This window comes from Actinocrispum sp. NPDC049592 (assembly GCF_040675465.1).
GTDB lineage: Bacteria > Actinomycetota > Actinomycetes > Mycobacteriales > Pseudonocardiaceae > Kibdelosporangium.
Window position 1 is genome coordinate 249695 of record NZ_JBFAPA010000001.1, and the last position, 16495, is coordinate 266189.

Sequence of the window (16495 nt, forward strand, 5' to 3'; positions counted from 1 at the left end):
TTTACGCCCTGCGCCACCGCAGCAGCACCGCGACGCCGGCCAGCGCAGTCCATCCGCCCAGGTTGAGCAGGTAGCCGCCGCCGATCGGCTGACCCTGCGAGATCTGAATGCCCGCCGCCAGCAGGTTGTAGGTGGGGGTGACCGAGCCGCCGGGGATGGTGGTGTTGCCCGCGATCACGCCGCCGATGAACATCAGCGCGAAGAACACGAGCATCAGCGCGACCGTGGCGGTCTTGCCGCGGAACAACATCCCGAAGAACACGCCGATCAACGCGAACGGCAACGACCCCAGCAGGAACAGCGCCGCGAGCCCCAGCCACTTGGTCGCTGCCAGTTCGACGTGTCCGGTGAAGACGGCGACGACGCTGACGATCAGGACACCGGGGATGACGGTCAGCACGCCTTGGACGATCTTGCCGGTGAGCCAGGCGCGGTCGCTCAACGGCGTGACCCGCAACTGCCGGATCCAGCCGGTGAACCGGTCCTCGGCGATCGTGTTCCCGCTGCCCAGCAACGCTCCCCCGCACGCCGCGTACACCGACATCGCGACCATCGCGGCGGGCCCGCCGGTGCGGCCCCAGAGCAGGTAGAACACCACCGGCATGACCACGAGGAACGCCAGGTAGCGGATGTTGCGCAAGGTCCGGACGACCTCGAAACGCACGAACGCGGTCATCGGCCTTCCTCCGTCAGCTCCAGCAGTGCGTCTTCCAGGTTGGCGTCGCCCTTGATCTGCTCGGGCGTGCCCTCGGCGACCACCCGGCCGCGGTCGATCACGATCACGCGGTCGGCGTACGCGTCCGCCTCGTCGAGGTAGTGCGTGGCGAACACGACGGTCTTGCCCTGCGCCTTCACCGCCTGCCAGAACTGCCGGCGGGCACGGAAATCCATGGCCACCGTGGGTTCGTCGAGGAAGAGCAGGTCCGGCTGGCCGGCCATGGCGACCGCGAACCGCACCCGCTGCTTCTGCCCGCCGGACAAGGCGTCCGTCTTGCGGTTGCCGACCTCGGTAAGACCCGCGAGGTCGAGCAACTCCTTGAGGCTGCGGCGTTTCCCGTACAGCCTTCGGGCGAGGTCCACCACGTCGGTCACGGTCGCGTCCGCCGGGAGGCCACCGGTCTGCAGCATCGCGCCGACGCGTCCTTTCGCGACCGCGTCCTCGGGCCGTCCACCCAGGACGGTGACCTTGCCCTTCGCGGGTTTGCGCAGGCCGAGCATCAGGTCCACTGTTGTCGACTTACCGGCCCCGTTCGAGCCCAGCAGCGCGACTGTCTGTCCCTCGGGCACAGCGAAGCTGACCTCGGTGAGGGCCGGGGTGCGCCCGTAGCTGAAGCTCACCCGCTCGAATACCGTCTCCATGCGTTCAACGGTAGGAATCCGCAGGTCATGGGGTAAGTGTCGGCGATCGCGACTTCACCCATGACGACCGTCACCCCCGGCCGACGAACGGCATGTTCGTGGCCATCACCGTCATGGTCTGCACGTTGGCGTCCAGCGGGAGGTTCGCCATGTAGTGCACCGCCGCGGCCACGTGCTTCACGTCGAACACCGGCTCGGGCATGACCTCACCGTTCGCCTGCGGCACGCCCTTGGCCATGCGGCCGCCCATCTCCGTGGCGGCGTTGCCGATGTCGATCTGTCCACACGCGATGTTGAACTTGCGGCCGTCCAGGGATATCGACTTGGTCAGGCCGGTCATCGCGTGCTTCGACGCTGTGTACGCGGGGCTGTTCGGTCGCGGCGTCATCGCGGAGATCGAGCCGTTGTTGATGATCCGGCCACCCATCGGGTCCTGCTCGCGCATGATGTTGAACGCCTCCTGCGCGCACAGGAACGCGCCGGTGAGGTTGGTGTCGATCACCTTGCGCCACTTGTCGAGGGGCAGGTCACCGACGTTCCCGGCGAGGCTGAGACCCGCGTTGTTGAACAGCAGGTCTAGACGTCCGAATGCTTGTTTCACCTGCTCGAACAGGTTCTTGACCTGCTCCGGTTCCGCGACGTCGGCCGGGACCACCAGCGACCGGCCCTGACTCAGCGCCGCCGTCTCCGCCAACCGGTCCGCGCGCCGCCCCGCCAGCACCACCGACCACCCGGAATCGAGCAGATCGACGGCCACCGCCCGGCCGATCCCCGAACCCGCCCCAGTGATCACAGCAACCTGTTCCATACCTCGATTATCCCCGCTGCTTACCCCACAATGCGGGCATGTACCGCCTCGAAGCGATCATCGCCAGCGACCCCACACTCCGCTCTCTGGCCATCTCCGGAGCCCACATCGTGCCCCTTGACCAGGGCCTGTCGCTGTTACCCATGACCGACGCGTTGTTCTCGGCGATCACCGGGGATGCGAAGCTCGACGGGTTCTGGAAGGCGCCCACTGGTCTCGGCGACGTGCTCGCGGCGTGCCCGGGTCCGGTGGCCTACATCGAGGCGGAGTTCTTCGGCGGTGATGGGATGCAGAGCGCGCAGGTGTGGCACGACGGCGAAGTCGTCCTCGGCCCACTGCACCAGCCGGAGGGCGAACCGCCGGACGAGGCCGGAAGCCCTATCTCCCAAGCACTTCAGCACCTCGGCGTCAGCAGGGGTGACCACTTCGACGAGTTCGACGCCGTCGGCCTGGACCGCCACCGCGAAACCGAAGACTGGCTGGACTGACTCCTGCTGGGCTGCGGTGACCGCAGTGGCCGGACCCTCAGGCGACGTTGAGCGCTCCCGCGAATGTCGGCCCTGGCACGCGATGGTCCAATGTGGAACATGGGTTGGGTCGACGTGGAACCCAGGCTGGGCGGACCTGCTGTGCGGGTGCGGGAGGTCGACCTTCGGTACGAGGGTGATGTCGATCTTCGGCGCGGGGGTAGGTCGCGTGGAGACTTCCGGGTGGCAGAGGCGCGGGCGTGGGTAGGCGGGAAGTGCGGGTGCGCAAGGCCGAGGAGGAGAGCGAGAAGCTCACCCGCAGGTGCTGGCGCACATGGACTTCGTGTCCCTTGTTGCCGCACCGAGCAGCTGCACCGAGGCATCGGCGCCAACCAACCGGCCCTATCGAGTGTGAGGTGATCACGGCCCATCACCGGCACGCCCTGGACGGTCGGGTGGTGTGCGTGGACGAGTTCGGCCCGCTCAACCTCCAGCCCCACAAAGGAAAGCCTGGCGTACCGCGTCCTGACTCAACTGGGTCGAGGCTGAGTTCGCCGCACTGCGCTCCTTCGCGCTCAACGGCACCCGAAAACGTGCGAGCACCCAACGCGGGACACAACCCCCACGAACGTGGGACACGGGGGCGACGAATGTGGAACACGGCCCCCGCGAACGTGGAACACGGGGGCGGCGAACGTGGGACACGGGGGCGGCGAACGTGGGACACGGACACCACGAATGTGGAACACGGCGTCCATGAATTGGGGACACGGCCCCCGCCAGTGTGGAACACAGACCCCGCGAACATGGGACACGCCGCTCCCCCGAGTGGGGCGGGGACGCCCACGTGCGACACGGACCCGTGAGTGTGGAACACAGACCCCGCGAACGTGGGACACGGACACCACGAATGTGGAACACGGCGTCCATGAGTTGGGGACACGACCTCCGCGAGTGTGGAACACGGACACCGTGAGTGTGGAACACGGCCCCGCGGGGGTGGGACACGGCCCTGCGGGGTGGAACACGCTGCTGCCGAGTGGGGCGCGGGCGTCCACGTAAGACACGCCCCCGCCAGTGTGGGACACGACCTCCGTGAGTGTGGGACACGGCCCCCGTGGGTGGGGATACGGGGGCCGTGGGTGTGGGGATGTGTTGGGGTGGGTTAGAGGGTGTGGGTGGGGAGGGTTAGGGCCATTTTGTGGTAGCCGGCGGCGGAGGGGTGGAGGTGGTCGCCGCTGTCGTAGGCGGGGTCGAGGGTGGTGGGGTCGGTGGGTGAGGCGAGGGCGGCGTCGAAGTCGGCGACGGCGTCGTACTCGCCGGAGGTGCGGATCCAGGTGTTGAGCTCGGAGCGGGTCTTCTCGCCCGCGTCGGTGTAGTAGAAGGAACCCTTGAAGGGCGTGAGGGTCCCGCCGATGATGCGCACGCCGGCGGCGTGGGCCTGACGGATCAGCTCACGGTGCCCGGCGATCAGCTGGGCGGTGGTGACGACGGGATTCGGCTGGGCACAAGGGAACGACGAATCGAACTCGGGGAACCCGATGTCGTTGATGCCCTCCATGACGATGACGGTCCGCAGATGCGGCTGGCTCAGCACGTCCGCGCGGAACCGTTTGGTGGCACGGTCGCCCAAGCACTCCGAGTCGTTGAGGACCCGGTTGCCGCCGATCCCGGCGTTGAGCACGGCGAACCGGCCATGCGTCAGCTCCGCCAGCTCATCCGGATAGCGAGCGTTGAGATCGACCCCGGAGAAAGCGCCATCGGTGATGGAATCCCCGAACGCCACAACGACATCCCGCCGCGGCGAAGGATCGAGAACGTCCACACCGGACAGCGCGTACCACGAAGTCGAGGTCTCACCGAACGCCGAACCCGAAGCGTCCGAACGGTGGTCCCCCGCGGCCCGGTACGTGGTCGCTTCGGAGTCGGCGTGCACGGTGACCGAGCCCGTCTTCCCGGCGAAGTACAGGGTTATGGTCACGCTTTCCAACGGCCGCACGGGTAACAGGACGGCGTCCGAGGCGGCCTCCCGGCCCACCGGGATGATCACCGAGCGTGCATGACCGAAAGTCAACGGCCGCAAGCCATTCACCGACGCACCCGAACCCGAGCGGCCGATCGTGCCACCGGTGACCGCCAGAGGAGCCGAGCCGTAGACGTTCGTCAGCCGGACGCGAAGCGCCGCACCGCCCTCGGAAACCCGAACCACTTGACGTACGGACTGGTCGGCGAACCCATCGAGCGACCAGTTCGGTGTGAAAGCCGCGGTCGGCCGCTGCGGCGAGGCCGTCCACGTGCCTTCCCAACCCCCAAGCGGGCTTGCGACAGCGGGAAGCCCAGCTGCCACCAGACCGAGCACTGTTGCCAGTGTGAGAAGAATTTTCCTCATACGGGCACTCAACCACAAGGGTCTGACAATTCCGGGACAGTACCCTCTGACCTCGTGAAACACAGGATCTCGATGCTCACCCTCGGCGGCACGATCGCGATGACCCCGGGCGCCGCGCAGGGCGCGGTCGTGCCCAAGCTGGACGCCGCCGACCTGCTGCGGGCCATCCCCGAGCTGGACCGGCTGGACATCGAGCTGACCGCGTTCGACTTCCGCAGGCTGCCCAGCCCGGACATCGGTTTCGCGGTGCTGGCCGAGCTGGCCGACCTGATCGAGCGCGAGATCCAGGCCGGCGCCACCGGGATCGTCGTCACCCAGGGGACGGACACGATCGAGGAGACGAGCTACTTCCTCGACCGCACCATCGGCGGCGACACCCCGATCGTGGTGACCGGGGCGATGCGGCATCCCAGCCAGGCCAGCGCGGACGGGCCGGCCAACCTGCTGGCCGCGATCCGCGTCGCCGCCGACCCGAAGGCCCGCGGTCTTGGCTGTGTCGTGGTGATGTCCGACGAGATCCACGCGGCCCGCTACGTGCGCAAGTCGCACAGCACCAGCACGGCCGCGTTCACCTCGCCCAACGCCGCCCCGATCGGTCTGATCGTCGAGCAGGAGCTGGTGCTGCTCAGCCGCCCGAGGCCGTGCCCTCCGCTCAGCCGGGGCCCGAAGCTGCCGGACACCTCGATCGGCATGATGCACGCGGCCCTGGGCGACAACGGCGAATGGCTCAAACCGTTCGCCGAGCACACCGACGGGCTCGTGATCGCCGGATTCGGTGGCGGGCATGTGCCGTCGAGACTCGTGCCGACGCTCGCCGAGCTGGCCCGGGCGAAACCAGTTGTGCTGGCCTCCCGCACCGGCTCGGGTGCCGTTCTGCGGAGAACGTACGGATATCCCGGTTCGGAACAGGATCTTCTGTCCCGCGGCCTCATCAACGCGGGATTCCTTGACCCGTTCAAGGCGCGGGTACTGCTGCATGTTCTGGTCGCGGCAGGCGCCAGTCACGCGGAGATCACGAGAGCATTTCACGAGTCCGGTGAGATCCAGGTGAGTTGACCCGGCGACATTCCCGGCGCGCATTTCCGGTGTGACCAGGAAAACGTTTACCAGGCGTCCGGCCAGGTAACGGGAGTGCCCGGAACGTACCGATTCGGCAGCGACCTCTGGTCGTTCCGGCCCTGAAGAGGCAATATGTGTCCCTGGTTACCGTGTAGTAACAGGTCGGAGGAGTAGAGGTATGCGCGAGATCGCAGTCGCCCCCTTGGTGGAGCCCTACGGCGGTGGACTGGCCGACCTCATCTACACCAACGCGGCGGAAGTGCCGAATGCCGTCGTGTTCAGCCGCAAGATCGGCGACAACTGGCAGGACGTGACCGCCAGGCAGTTCCTCGACGAGGTCGTCGCGGTCGGCCGGGGCCTGATCGGCTCGGGCGTCAACCCCGGCGACCGGGTCTCCATCCTGGCCGCGACCCGCTACGAGTGGACCCTGTTCGACTTCGCCGTCTGGGCGGTCGGCGGTGTGCCGGTGCCGATCTACGCGACCTCGTCGAACGAACAGGTCCAGTGGATCCTCTCGGACTCCGGCTCGGTCGCGGTGGTCGTGGAGAACGACGCGCTGCAGGCCAGGGTCGACGCCGTGCGCGCCGGGGTCCCCTCGCTCAAGCACGTCTGGAACCTCGAGCACGGCGCCGTCGAGGAGGTCGTCGCGGCCGGGGCGAACGTGACCGCCGAGGAGGTGGACGCGCGCCGCAAGGCCGTCAAGGCCGGCGACCTCGCCACGATCATCTACACGTCCGGCACCACCGGCCGGCCCAAGGGCTGCATGCTCACCCACGCCAACTTCCACTCCGAGGGCGGCAACGTCGTGGAGATGCTGGCGCCGGTGTTCAAGGGCCTCGGTGTCGAGGAGACCTCGACCCTGCTGTTCCTGCCGCTCGCGCACGTCTTCGGCCGGATGGTCGAGGTCGGCGCGGTGATGGCGCGGGCCCGCCTCGGGCACACCGCCGACATCAAGCAGGTCACCACCGACCTCGCCGGGTTCAAGCCGACGTTCATCCTGTCCGTGCCCTACGTGCTGGAGAAGGTCTACAACGGCGCCCGGCAGAAGGCGCACAGCGAGGGCAAGGGCAAGATCTTCGACATCGCCGCGGCCACCGCGATCGCCTACAGCGAGGCGGGCGGCAAGGCCGGGCTGGGGCTGAAGGTCAAGCACGCCGTGTTCGACCGGCTGGTCTACTCGAAGCTGCGGGCCGCGCTGGGCGGCAAGGCCAAGTACGCCATCTCCGGTGGCGCCGCGCTGGGCCTGCGCCTCACCCACTTCTTCCGCGGCGTCGGGCTGACCGTGTTCGAGGGCTACGGCCTGACCGAGACCTGCGCGGCCGCCACGGTGAACTCGCCGACCCGGTTCAAGCCGGGCACGGTCGGGCACCCGCTGCCCAACACGGCGGTCCGGATCGCCGACGACGGCGAGATCCAGGTCAAGGGCGGCCAGGTGTTCCCCGGCTACTGGCAGAACGCCGAGGCCACCGCGGGCGCGATGACCGAGGACGGCTGGTTCGCCACCGGTGACCTCGGCGAGCTGGACGACGAGGGCTTCCTGAAGATCACCGGCCGGAAGAAGGAGATCCTGGTCACCAACGGCGGCAAGAACGTGGCGCCCGCGGTGATCGAGGACCGGATCGCGGCGCACCCGCTGGTCGGCCAGGCCATGGTGGTCGGCGACGGGCAGAGCTACATCGCCGCGCTGATCACCATCGAGGCCGACTACTTCGCCTACTGGAAGTCCGCCAACGGCAAGCCGGCCACCGCCTCGGTGGCCGACCTGGTGGAGGATCCGCAGCTCAACGCCGAGATCCAGCTCGCGGTGGACGACGGCAACAAGGCGGTGTCCAAGGCCGAGTCGGTACGCCGGTTCCGCATCCTGACCACCGAGTTCAGCCCGGAGTCCGGGCACCTGACCCCGTCGCTGAAGCTCAAGCGGGCGGTGATCATGAAGGACTTCGCCGCCGACGTCGAGGCGCTGTACACCAAGTGACTACGATTTGTGACGGCTTGGCTCCGCGACAATGAACTTTGTCGCGGAGAACAACCCTCCAAATGATAACGATCATGCCGGTTGAAACGACAATCATTGACGAAACCGGTGTTGCTGCACACGGCGTATTCGACAACGCCATTAGAGGCAGTACATTCCAGGTGACTTCGTGATTGGCCGGAAAATGCCGGCGAACTCTTGGAGGGAAGACGGATGGGCCGGCACGGTCTCACACAGCCGAGGTGGCGCAACGCGGTACTGACGCTGGTCGTCGTGCTGATCGGCGGCGCGGTCGCCGGGGTGGCGTGGTTCACAGTGGACCGCCTGCAACAGCCCGAGGCCAAGTGCGCCAACCCCGTGGTGCTCAACGTGGTCGCCGCACCGGACGTCGCTCCGGTGGTGGACAAGGTCGCGGGCAGCCTGAACCCGGAGGACATCAACACCTGCTACCGGGTGGAGATGGTGGTCCGGGACTCCTCGGCCATGGCCGATCAGCTGGCCAGGGCCAACGGCGCCAACATGCCGAACGTGTGGCTGCCGGACTCCTCGGTGTGGCTGCGCCGGGCCAGGGAGAAGGGCGCCACGATGGTGCCGGACACCGGCTCCTCGGTCGCCAGCTCGCCGGTGGTGATGGCGCTGGCCGAGCAGGAGGCGTCCAAGCGGGGCTGGCCGCAGAAGCAGCTGACCTGGTCGGACGTGCTCGGCGCGGGTGGCGCTGACCTCAACGTCGGGATGGCCGACCCCTCGGTGGACTCGGTCGGTGTGTCCGCGCTGATCGCCATCCGCGCGGTCACCACGCTGACCACGGACCCGCCCGCCAACAACGTGGCCATCCTGCGCAAGCTGTCGCCGAATGCGGCATCCGGCGCATCCGAGTTGTTCGAGAAGGCGGACGCCAAGGGGCAGGGGAACACCGCTCCGCTCACCGCGTTCCCCACCTCGGAGCGGGCGCTGCTGGACAACAACGCCAAGCGCAAGGACGAGCCGCTGGTCGCGGTCTACCCGGACCCGCCGGCCCCCTCGCTGGACTACCCGTACGCGGTGCTGCCGTCCGCTGAGGACGCCGCCATCGCCGCGGCCAAGTTCCGCAGCGCGCTGCTGTCGCCGAACATCGGCGACTCCCTGGCCGGCGCCGGTCTGCGGTTCCCCGACGGCCGCGTTCCGGGCACCCCGCCCGCCGACAACCGGACCGTCGTGCGCCTGCTGCGCCCGGTCCCGGCGCCGCGGACGGCCGAGCTGGACCAGGTGCTCAACGTCTGGGCCGGTATCACCCGGTCCTCGCGGATCCAGGCGGTGCTGGACGTGTCCGGCTCGATGAACGGCGTGATCCCCGGTTCCGGCAAGACCCGGATGCAGGTCACGCTGGAGGCCTCCGAGCAGGGCATCAAGCTGATGAACCCACGGACCAAGCTGGGCATCTGGGAGTTCTCCACCGAGCTGGACGGCGACAAGGACTACCGCGAGGTCATCCCGGTCGCCCCGCTCAACGAGGCGATCCCGAACGGCGCGCTGGAGAAGCTGCGGGCGATCAAGGCCACGCCGAACGGCCAGACGGGTCTGTACGACACGACCCTGGCGGCCTACCAGTCGGCGCGGCAGAACTGGGAGCCCGGCCGGATCAACCTGGTGCTGGTCCTCACCGACGGCCGCAACCAGGACAAGAAGAGCATCGACCGGCCCACGCTGATCGCCGAGCTGGCCAAGCTGCAGGACCCGAACCGGCCGCTGCCGATCGTGTTCATCGGTATCGGCCCGGACGTGGACACCTCCGAGCTGGCCGCGATCGCCAAGCCGACCGGTGGCCAGCAGTTCAGCACCGCCGACCCGAACAAGATCAACGAGATCTTCTTCCAGGCCCTGAGCCGGGTCATCTCCGGTAAGTCCTGACGGCAGGGATGGCCGGCGGCACACCCGCTGGCCATACTCCCGGGTAGATATGCCCGCGATGCCGTGTGTCGGAAAAAGTTACAAACCGAGCCGGACCGCCTGCAGCGCCAGATAGAGCTCGGCTACCGACTGTGGACGGTCGAGATCCCGTCCGGTGAGGTCCTCGATCCGCCGCATCCGGTAACGCACGGTGTTCGGGTGTACGTACAGGACCTTGCCCGCGTTCTTGGCCGAACCGCCCTCCGCGTACCAGGCCTCGAGCGTGTTGAGCAGAATGTCCTTTTCGGCCTCTGGCAACGTCAGCACCCGGGCGAACAGCTCCTGCGCCAGCTCGTTGGCCAGTACCGGCGCACCGGCCACGAGGGCCGCCACCGGCATGTCCCCGAACACCACGACACCGCCGGATTCCCTTGGTACACAACGGCGGGCGATCCGGGCGCGGTGCAGTGCGGCCGGTGCCTCGCCGAGGTCGGTGAACGGGGTGCTCACGCCCACCGCGCCGGGGCTCCCGGCCAGTGTGCGCCGGACGAGGTCGAGGGACAGCGCGGTGATCCCCGCATTGCGCCGCCAGACCGCTTGTGTGCCAAGGACATCGGCGACGGCCGGATCATCCGACACGAGGACGACCAGTTTGGCCGGTGCGGGCAGGCCCAGCGCGCGGGCGGCCTCGTCGAGGTCGTCGGCGCGTCCTTCGAGGACCTGATCGAGCACATCGGACCGGTCCAGGCCGTCGACCTCGCGGTAGGCCGCGGTCAGCGCCTCGGAGAAGGCGTCGATGATCCGCCACACGGTCGTGCTGGTCTGCAGCATCTGTTCCGGGGTGAACACCGCGCCGGACACCAGCAGCTCGTACATGTACGTGCCGGCAAGGCGATACCCGCGCAGCGCGTCCGGCAGCGTGATCCCGATCCGCGCCTGGGTGCGCCCGGTCTTGAGCACACCGGCCAGTTCCACGTCCCGGGACTCGATCAGCGAGTCCAGCGCGGTGCGCAGGTGCCGTTCGCAGACCAGCTGCAGCTCGTCGGGGTACTGGTGGGCCACCCGCCGGTAGCACTCGGTGCGGCTGCTGAGCAGCTCGACCAGCGCGACAGCAAGGCGTTTGACCTGGGCCCGCTGGGATCGGGCGAGCGCGAGCAACTCCTCCGGCAGCGGCGTAGCCACCAACCGAGTACCCATGGTGCGCCAGGGTAGTCCGCTAATTGATCGACATATAACCGCCGTTTGCCTCAGTCGGCGGTCTGGGCCCGCTGCGAGCCGCGGAAGGCGAGGAACCCGGTCACCAGCGAGACGATCGCGGCGCCGAGGCCGAGGTACAGCCCGAAACCGGCGACCAGGGCCGGTTCACCGCCGGATTTCGGCACGGTGATCCAGCGCAGCAGGATCATCACCACGCCGAGGACCGCCAGGGTCATCCACAGCGAGGTGAGCATCTGGATCTGCCTGCCGAACAGCTGCGCCATGATTAACACCGACACGGCCAGCAGGGCCACGACCGGGAACCAGCCGAGGAAGTTCATCTGCCAGGCCGTCGTCGAGGTCGGCGCACCCGGCGCGGCCCGGCCGACGAGGTTGTCGGCGAGGCGGTACCACGGCAGGAAGCTCGCCACGAGCGCGACGATCCCGGCATCCACGCCGATCCATTCCACCAGGGTGAACCGGTGCCGAGTGGCCGGCTTGTCAGTCACGGGTTGCCTCCGCTGTCCACGTTTGGCGGACAGTATGCCGGGTGGCGGGCCGCAGCGGACCCCCAACACCGCTGCGGCCGGGTCTACTGTGGATCGCGGCCCACGTACGCGAGGAACTTGTCCAGCTCGGAGGCGTCGTCCGGGATCGGGACCATGACGTCGAACGCCACCGTCGGGCGCTCGCTGGGGAACCGCTTCATCACCTTCAGGGCCATCGCGGCGAGCTGTTCGTCCGGTTCGTACGGAACGCCGATGGTCTTGGCGACGTCCCAGCCGTGCGCGACCGAGTCGACGAAGTGCATGGCCACCGCGGTCGATCCGGGCACGACCCCGAACACGCCGATGCGCATCTCCCGCTCCAGCACCGAGTCCGGCACGAACGAGTCGAGGTACAGGTCGGCGGCACGGTGGTAGTCGGCGACCGGGTCCGGCCCGATCCGGCCCGCGTTCCAGTCCACTTCGGACGGATCCGTGCCCGCGGCCGTCGCGGCGGCGAACCCGAGGTTCTCGCTGATCAGGTGCCGCAGCAGGCCGTGCAGGGTCCAGTCGGCGCACGGTGTCGGCAGACGCAGCTGCTCCGGCCGCACCTGGGAGACCACTTCACCCGTCAGCTTCATGGCCTGCCGGTCCAGTTCACGCAAGTCCACGCAACCGACCCTAGGAAGCCGATTGGCACCCCGGAAGGTCCAATCTCGCCCCAGTTCGACTGGGCCAATACCATGGACCGGTGGAGTTCCACGTCAGCCTGGTCGGCCGGGACGACCTGACCGGTCAGATCTTCCAGCAGGTCAGAGCCGCGATCCTGGACGGGCGGCTGCGGGCGGGCGATGCCCTGCCGCCGACCAGGGAGCTGGCCCAGCGGCTGGCTGTGTCGCGCAACACCGTCAGCGCGGCCTACGACCGGCTCACCGCCGAGGGGTTCCTGGAAGCGCGGACCGGGTCGGGCACCTTCGTGCGGGAGGCCGGGCTGGGCCGCCAGCCGGAGCCGGCCCGCGGCCAGGACCTGCGGGCGCTGCCGGTCTGGGACACCATCTCGCCGCCACGGCCGGAAGACCGGCGGTTCGAGTTCGACTTCCGGATCGGCATCCCGGACATGCGGCTGTTCCCGTTCGCCAGCTGGCGGCGGATCCTCGCGCGGCAGTTCACGCCCGCCGGGATGGAGGTCGTCGTGCACGACAGCGCCGCTTCGCACCCGGCGTTGAGCGCGGCCCTGGCGCGGCACATCGGGGTGTCCCGGGCGGTGCGCGCCTCGGCGGACGACGTGCTCGTGACCAACGGCGCCCAGCAGGCGGTGGACCTGGTGGCGCGGATCCTGCTGGAGCCGGGAACCGTTGCGGCGGTTGAGGATCCCGGGTACATCGGGCCTCGGGACGTGTTCCGTTCGCAGGGCGCGACGGTCGTCGGCGTGCCGGTCGACGACGAGGGGATCGTGGTGTCGGCGCTGCCTTCGGACGCCCGGCTCGTGTATGTCACGCCGTCGCACCAGTTCCCGCTCGGCATGCCGATGTCGTTGTCCCGGCGGACCGCGTTGCTGGACTGGGCCGAGCGGACCGGCGCGGTGATCATCGAGGACGACTACGACAGCGAGTTCCGGTTCGGCGGGCGGCCGATCGAGCCGCTGCAGAACCTCGACCGCAGCGGGCGGGTGGTCTACGTCGGCTCACTGTCCAAAGTGCTCATGCCGCCGCTGCGGATGGGCTTCCTGATCGCGCCGCCGAGCCTGCGGCCCGCGTTGCGCGCGGCCAAGTACGTCAACGACTGGCACTCCACCCGGCCGATGCAGGCCACACTCGCGGAGTTCATCGACGAGGGCCTGCTGGCCCGGCACATCCGCCGCACCCGCAGCGAGTACCGGGCCCGGCACGAGCTGATCACCGCGATCTTCCGGCGGGACTTCGCCGACGTGCTCACCCCGGTCCCGGTCGTCGCGGGCATGCACGTGTCCGCGTACCTGACCGACGGACCGGACGATGTGGACATAGTGAAGGCGGCCCGCCGGGCCGGGGTCGCGGTGCATGCCTTGTCCCCCTTCAGCCATCAGCTGCCCGGCCGGACCGGGCTCGCGCTCGGCTACGGCGGCATCCAGCGCGACTCGATCGAGGAGGGGCTGCGCCGGTTGAGGGCCTGTATCTCCAGTGTCCGGCGGGCTGGCTAATATTCGCCGGTGATCCGTCGCCCGGTGTTGATCGCCGCCGCCTTCTTGCTGGCCGGATGCTCCTCTTCCGGCACCCCCGCGCCCGCCGCGTCCACTCCCGTCCCTTCCCCGGAGTCCGACACGCCCGTCGCCGAGCAGGTGAAGGCGGAGCCGCTGACCCCGGAGAAGCTGCAGACCCTGTGGTGGAGCTGGGCCAGTTCGGCCGAGCCGGGCCAGAACCCGGTCGAGGACCAGACCGGCCAGTACTGCGGTGACAGCCAGCCGTTCGGCGTGTGGCTGGTGGCGGGCACCAAGGGCGGGACCGCGGACCGGCACTGCCAGGTGCCGTCCACGCTGCCGCTGGCCGGCCCCGCGGTCAACATGATCGCGCCGGATGCCGCTGCCTGTAACAAGTTCCTGAACGCGGCCAAGGGCGAGGCGCTCGTGGACGACAAGCCGCAGCAGCTCGAGAAGATCGAGCCGATGAAGATCACCTACGACTCGGAACAGGGCCCCCAGCAAGGGTTCGGCTGCGGCCTCTGGGTCCGGGTGAACCCGCTGGCGCCGGGCGAGCACACGCTGACCTTGCGCGGCAGCAGCGGATCCATGACCACAGAAGCGAACTACGACCTCACCGTCGTCAAACTCCCGTGACCCCTTCGTGAGTGGTTTCGGCCGTCAGGACGGCCGAAACCACTCACGAGGGCGAAAGTCCTTACAGGGCAAGGGTTCCCTGGGAGACGATGACGGCTGCGCCGGCGACCTCGACGGACTCGATCGCGTCGATGGAGCCGTTCACGCGGGCGTGCAGGGTGCTGGGGCGGTTGATCTCCTCGCCCTGGCTGATCTCTATCTCCTGTCCGAACTGGACTTTGCCGTGCCTGGCCAGGTGCACCACCAGCAGGCCCGCGGCCGAGCCGGTGGCCGGATCCTCCGGCACGCCAAGGGAAGGACCGAACATCCGGGTCTTCCAGCGCTCCCCGGACCCGGCGAAGCAGCTCACCCCGATCCCCGGCAGGTCGGCCAGCAGGCTCAGGTCCGGCTTGAGGCGGCTCACCACGTCGAAGTTGTCCAGCATCACGAAGCAGTGCCTGGCCCCGTTGTCGTAGACCTCCACCGGCAGCACCGAGTAGCGCACACCCAGCGCGTCGAGCAGGTCCTCGGCGCCGATGAACTCGCGCCAGGTGGGGATCGGCTGCGACATCCGGCCCGACACGATCGCGCCGTCGGCGGACCGCTCCAGCGCGACCGGCACCACACCCTTGCGGGTCTCCAGCCGGATCACGTCCGCCGTCGACGACTGGCCGAGCACGTACGCCGTACCGAGGATCGGATGCCCGGCGAACGGGAGCTCCACGGCCGGGGTGAAGATCCGGACAGCGGCGTCGGCGTCGCCCTCGGGCGGCGACACGAACACGGTCTCGGACAGGTTCATCTCGCGCGCGATGGCCTGCATGAGGTCGGCCGGCACGTCCTGGCCCGCGGTGAACACCGCGACGGGGTTGCCCTTCAGCGGCCGCGAGGTGAAGACGTCGGCCACGACATACGGATGCATGTGGGAGAACCTACAGCTTCAGGTCGAGCCCCATGCCACGCAACAAGGTCTGGAACTTCGCCGAGGTCTCGGCGAGCTCGAGGGCCGGTTCGGAGGCGGAGACGATCCCCGCTCCCGCGTACAGCCGCACCGACTGGTCGGTGACCTCGGCGGACCGCACCGCGACCACCCACTCGCCGTCCCCGGCCGCGTCCACCCAGCCGACCGCGCCGGTGTAGAAGCCCCGGTCGAACGACTCGATCTGGGCGATCGCGTCCCGGGCCGCCCGGGTCGGCGACCCGCAGACCGCCGGGGTCGGGTGCAGGGCCGCGGCCAGGGTCAGCGCGGTCACGCTGGGGTCGATCAGCTCGCCGGTGATCCGGGTGCACAGGTGCCACATGCTGGGCGTAGAGGCCAGGGTGGGCGCCGGGGAGACGTCCAGGCGGCGGCAGAACGGCCGCAGCGCCGCCACCTCGGCCTCGACCACCCAGCGGTGCTCGTCGTGGTCCTTGCGGGAGGCGAGCAGCTCCTGGGCGTTGGCGCGGTCACCGGCCGGCTCCTTGCCGCGCGGCCGGGACCCGGCCAGCGGCTGGGACAGGAACTTCGACCCGCTCCGGCGGACCAGCAGCTCCGGGCTGGCCGACACCAGGGTCGTGCCGGGCGACGGCAACGGCGTGGCGAACGTGTACCCGTGGCTGTTGATCGCGGTCAGGTTGCGCAGCATCCGGCGCATGTCGGCGGGCGCGTCGAGGTCCAGCAGCAGCGTCCTGGCCAGCACCACCTTGCCCAGGTCACCGGTCCGCAGCAGCGGCAGCGCCCGGGCGACCTGCGCCTCGTACTCCTCCGGCGCCGGGGACTGGGTCACCCGGTAGCCCGGCAGGAACGGCTCCTGCGTCCCCGCCCGCGCGGCCCCGCCCCACAGCACCGACCGGGGCAGCAGGACGTGCGCCTCACCCGTGTCGTCGTAGGGCAAGGCACCGACCGCGATCCCGCCGTGCTCGGCCAAAGCGTCGCTGACCTGCACGGACAGCGCGTCGGTGTTCTTCTCGGAGAGCACCTGGCGGGGGTCGCTCGCCAGCAGGGTGTGTTCGGGGGTGGCGAAGTAGAACGAACCGGGTTTGTAGTCGGTCAGCAGCTCCACACCATCGCCTCTCGTCGGCCCGCCCCTTCAATCGTGCACCCTCGGGTACCCCGAAAC

The 16495-nt window shown here is 69.0% G+C and carries 15 protein-coding genes; 6 read left to right on the plus strand and 9 right to left on the minus strand.

The window, feature by feature from the left end; all coding sequences use genetic code 11:
- Position 1 precedes the first annotated feature (1 nt).
- The 3 genes from AB0J95_RS01155 to AB0J95_RS01165 form a co-directional block, all read right to left on the minus strand.
- On the minus strand, positions 2 to 676 hold the full coding sequence (locus AB0J95_RS01155) for an ABC-2 transporter permease (RefSeq protein ID WP_364750591.1): 675 nt from the start codon (positions 674 to 676) through the stop codon (positions 2 to 4).
- A complete protein-coding gene (locus AB0J95_RS01160; protein WP_364750594.1) occupies positions 673 to 1359 on the minus strand; it encodes an ABC transporter ATP-binding protein in 687 nt (228 codons plus the stop codon). The genes AB0J95_RS01155 and AB0J95_RS01160 overlap by 4 nt, the downstream gene beginning before the upstream one ends.
- A 70-nt stretch (positions 1360 to 1429) precedes the next feature.
- Positions 1430 to 2167 (minus strand): SDR family oxidoreductase, encoded by a 738-nt coding sequence (locus tag AB0J95_RS01165; RefSeq protein ID WP_364750595.1) that lies wholly within the window; start codon positions 2165 to 2167, stop codon positions 1430 to 1432.
- A 38-nt stretch (positions 2168 to 2205) separates the two neighbouring features.
- On the opposite strand from AB0J95_RS01165, the gene AB0J95_RS01170 reads away from it, so the two are divergent.
- Positions 2206 to 2655 carry a hypothetical protein gene (locus AB0J95_RS01170; protein WP_364750598.1) on the plus strand — a complete coding sequence of 150 codons (450 nt, stop codon included), beginning with the start codon at positions 2206 to 2208 and terminating at the stop codon, positions 2653 to 2655.
- 1144 nt (positions 2656 to 3799) lie between these two features.
- Here the strand turns inward: AB0J95_RS01170 and AB0J95_RS01175 are convergent.
- Positions 3800 to 4843, minus strand: coding sequence for an SGNH/GDSL hydrolase family protein (locus AB0J95_RS01175; RefSeq protein ID WP_364750600.1), 1044 nt, complete (start codon positions 4841 to 4843; stop codon positions 3800 to 3802).
- A 234-nt stretch (positions 4844 to 5077) separates the two neighbouring features.
- Here AB0J95_RS01175 and AB0J95_RS01180 point away from each other — a divergent pair, with 234 nt between their 5' ends.
- The 3 genes from AB0J95_RS01180 (at position 5078) to AB0J95_RS01190 (ending at position 9944) form a co-directional block, all read left to right on the plus strand.
- Positions 5078 to 6079 carry an asparaginase gene (locus AB0J95_RS01180; protein WP_364750602.1) on the plus strand — a complete coding sequence of 334 codons (1002 nt, stop codon included), beginning with the start codon at positions 5078 to 5080 and terminating at the stop codon, positions 6077 to 6079.
- 181 nt (positions 6080 to 6260) lie between these two features.
- The gene (locus tag AB0J95_RS01185; RefSeq protein ID WP_364750604.1) at positions 6261 to 8057 is read left to right on the plus strand and encodes an AMP-dependent synthetase/ligase; all 1797 of its coding nucleotides are present in this window, start codon (positions 6261 to 6263) and stop codon (positions 8055 to 8057) included.
- A gap of 213 nt (positions 8058 to 8270) precedes the next feature.
- Positions 8271 to 9944 carry a substrate-binding domain-containing protein gene (locus tag AB0J95_RS01190; protein ID WP_364750607.1) on the plus strand — a complete coding sequence of 558 codons (1674 nt, stop codon included), beginning with the start codon at positions 8271 to 8273 and terminating at the stop codon, positions 9942 to 9944.
- A gap of 78 nt (positions 9945 to 10022) precedes the next feature.
- Here AB0J95_RS01190 and AB0J95_RS01195 read toward each other — a convergent pair whose 3' ends face one another.
- The 3 genes from AB0J95_RS01195 to AB0J95_RS01205 form a co-directional block, all read right to left on the minus strand.
- Positions 10023 to 11120, minus strand: coding sequence for a helix-turn-helix domain-containing protein (locus tag AB0J95_RS01195; protein WP_364750609.1), 1098 nt, complete (start codon positions 11118 to 11120; stop codon positions 10023 to 10025).
- 50 nt (positions 11121 to 11170) lie between these two features.
- A complete protein-coding gene (locus AB0J95_RS01200) occupies positions 11171 to 11629 on the minus strand; it encodes a hypothetical protein (RefSeq protein WP_364750612.1) in 459 nt (152 codons plus the stop codon).
- 83 nt (positions 11630 to 11712) lie between these two features.
- Positions 11713 to 12276, minus strand: coding sequence for a TIGR03086 family metal-binding protein (locus tag AB0J95_RS01205; protein ID WP_364750614.1), 564 nt, complete (start codon positions 12274 to 12276; stop codon positions 11713 to 11715).
- A gap of 80 nt (positions 12277 to 12356) precedes the next feature.
- Between AB0J95_RS01205 and AB0J95_RS01210 the strand changes: the two genes are divergently transcribed.
- Both AB0J95_RS01210 and AB0J95_RS01215 read left to right on the plus strand, forming a co-directional pair.
- The gene (locus AB0J95_RS01210) at positions 12357 to 13784 is read left to right on the plus strand and encodes a PLP-dependent aminotransferase family protein (protein ID WP_364750617.1); all 1428 of its coding nucleotides are present in this window, start codon (positions 12357 to 12359) and stop codon (positions 13782 to 13784) included.
- A 9-nt stretch (positions 13785 to 13793) separates the two neighbouring features.
- Positions 13794 to 14417 (plus strand): hypothetical protein, encoded by a 624-nt coding sequence (locus tag AB0J95_RS01215; RefSeq protein ID WP_364750619.1) that lies wholly within the window; start codon positions 13794 to 13796, stop codon positions 14415 to 14417.
- 61 nt (positions 14418 to 14478) lie between these two features.
- On the opposite strand, the gene AB0J95_RS01220 is transcribed toward AB0J95_RS01215, so the two are convergent.
- Positions 14479 to 15318 carry a PhzF family phenazine biosynthesis protein gene (locus tag AB0J95_RS01220; protein ID WP_364750621.1) on the minus strand — a complete coding sequence of 280 codons (840 nt, stop codon included), beginning with the start codon at positions 15316 to 15318 and terminating at the stop codon, positions 14479 to 14481.
- A 10-nt stretch (positions 15319 to 15328) separates the two neighbouring features.
- Positions 15329 to 16438 (minus strand): isochorismate synthase, encoded by a 1110-nt coding sequence (locus AB0J95_RS01225; protein ID WP_364750624.1) that lies wholly within the window; start codon positions 16436 to 16438, stop codon positions 15329 to 15331.
- Positions 16439 to 16495 lie beyond the last annotated feature (57 nt).

Coding starts and splice junctions, on each gene's coding strand:
- AB0J95_RS01190 (WP_364750607.1), top strand. CDS start 8,271: ATGGGCCGGCACGGTCTCACACAGCCGAGGTGGCGCAACGCGGTACTG.
- AB0J95_RS01155 (WP_364750591.1), bottom strand. CDS start 676: ATGACCGCGTTCGTGCGTTTCGAGGTCGTCCGGACCTTGCGCAACATC.
- AB0J95_RS01185 (WP_364750604.1), top strand. CDS start 6,261: ATGCGCGAGATCGCAGTCGCCCCCTTGGTGGAGCCCTACGGCGGTGGA.
- AB0J95_RS01165 (WP_364750595.1), bottom strand. CDS start 2,167: ATGGAACAGGTTGCTGTGATCACTGGGGCGGGTTCGGGGATCGGCCGG.
- AB0J95_RS01195 (WP_364750609.1), bottom strand. CDS start 11,120: ATGGGTACTCGGTTGGTGGCTACGCCGCTGCCGGAGGAGTTGCTCGCG.
- AB0J95_RS01160 (WP_364750594.1), bottom strand. CDS start 1,359: ATGGAGACGGTATTCGAGCGGGTGAGCTTCAGCTACGGGCGCACCCCG.
- AB0J95_RS01220 (WP_364750621.1), bottom strand. CDS start 15,318: ATGCATCCGTATGTCGTGGCCGACGTCTTCACCTCGCGGCCGCTGAAG.
- AB0J95_RS01170 (WP_364750598.1), top strand. CDS start 2,206: ATGTACCGCCTCGAAGCGATCATCGCCAGCGACCCCACACTCCGCTCT.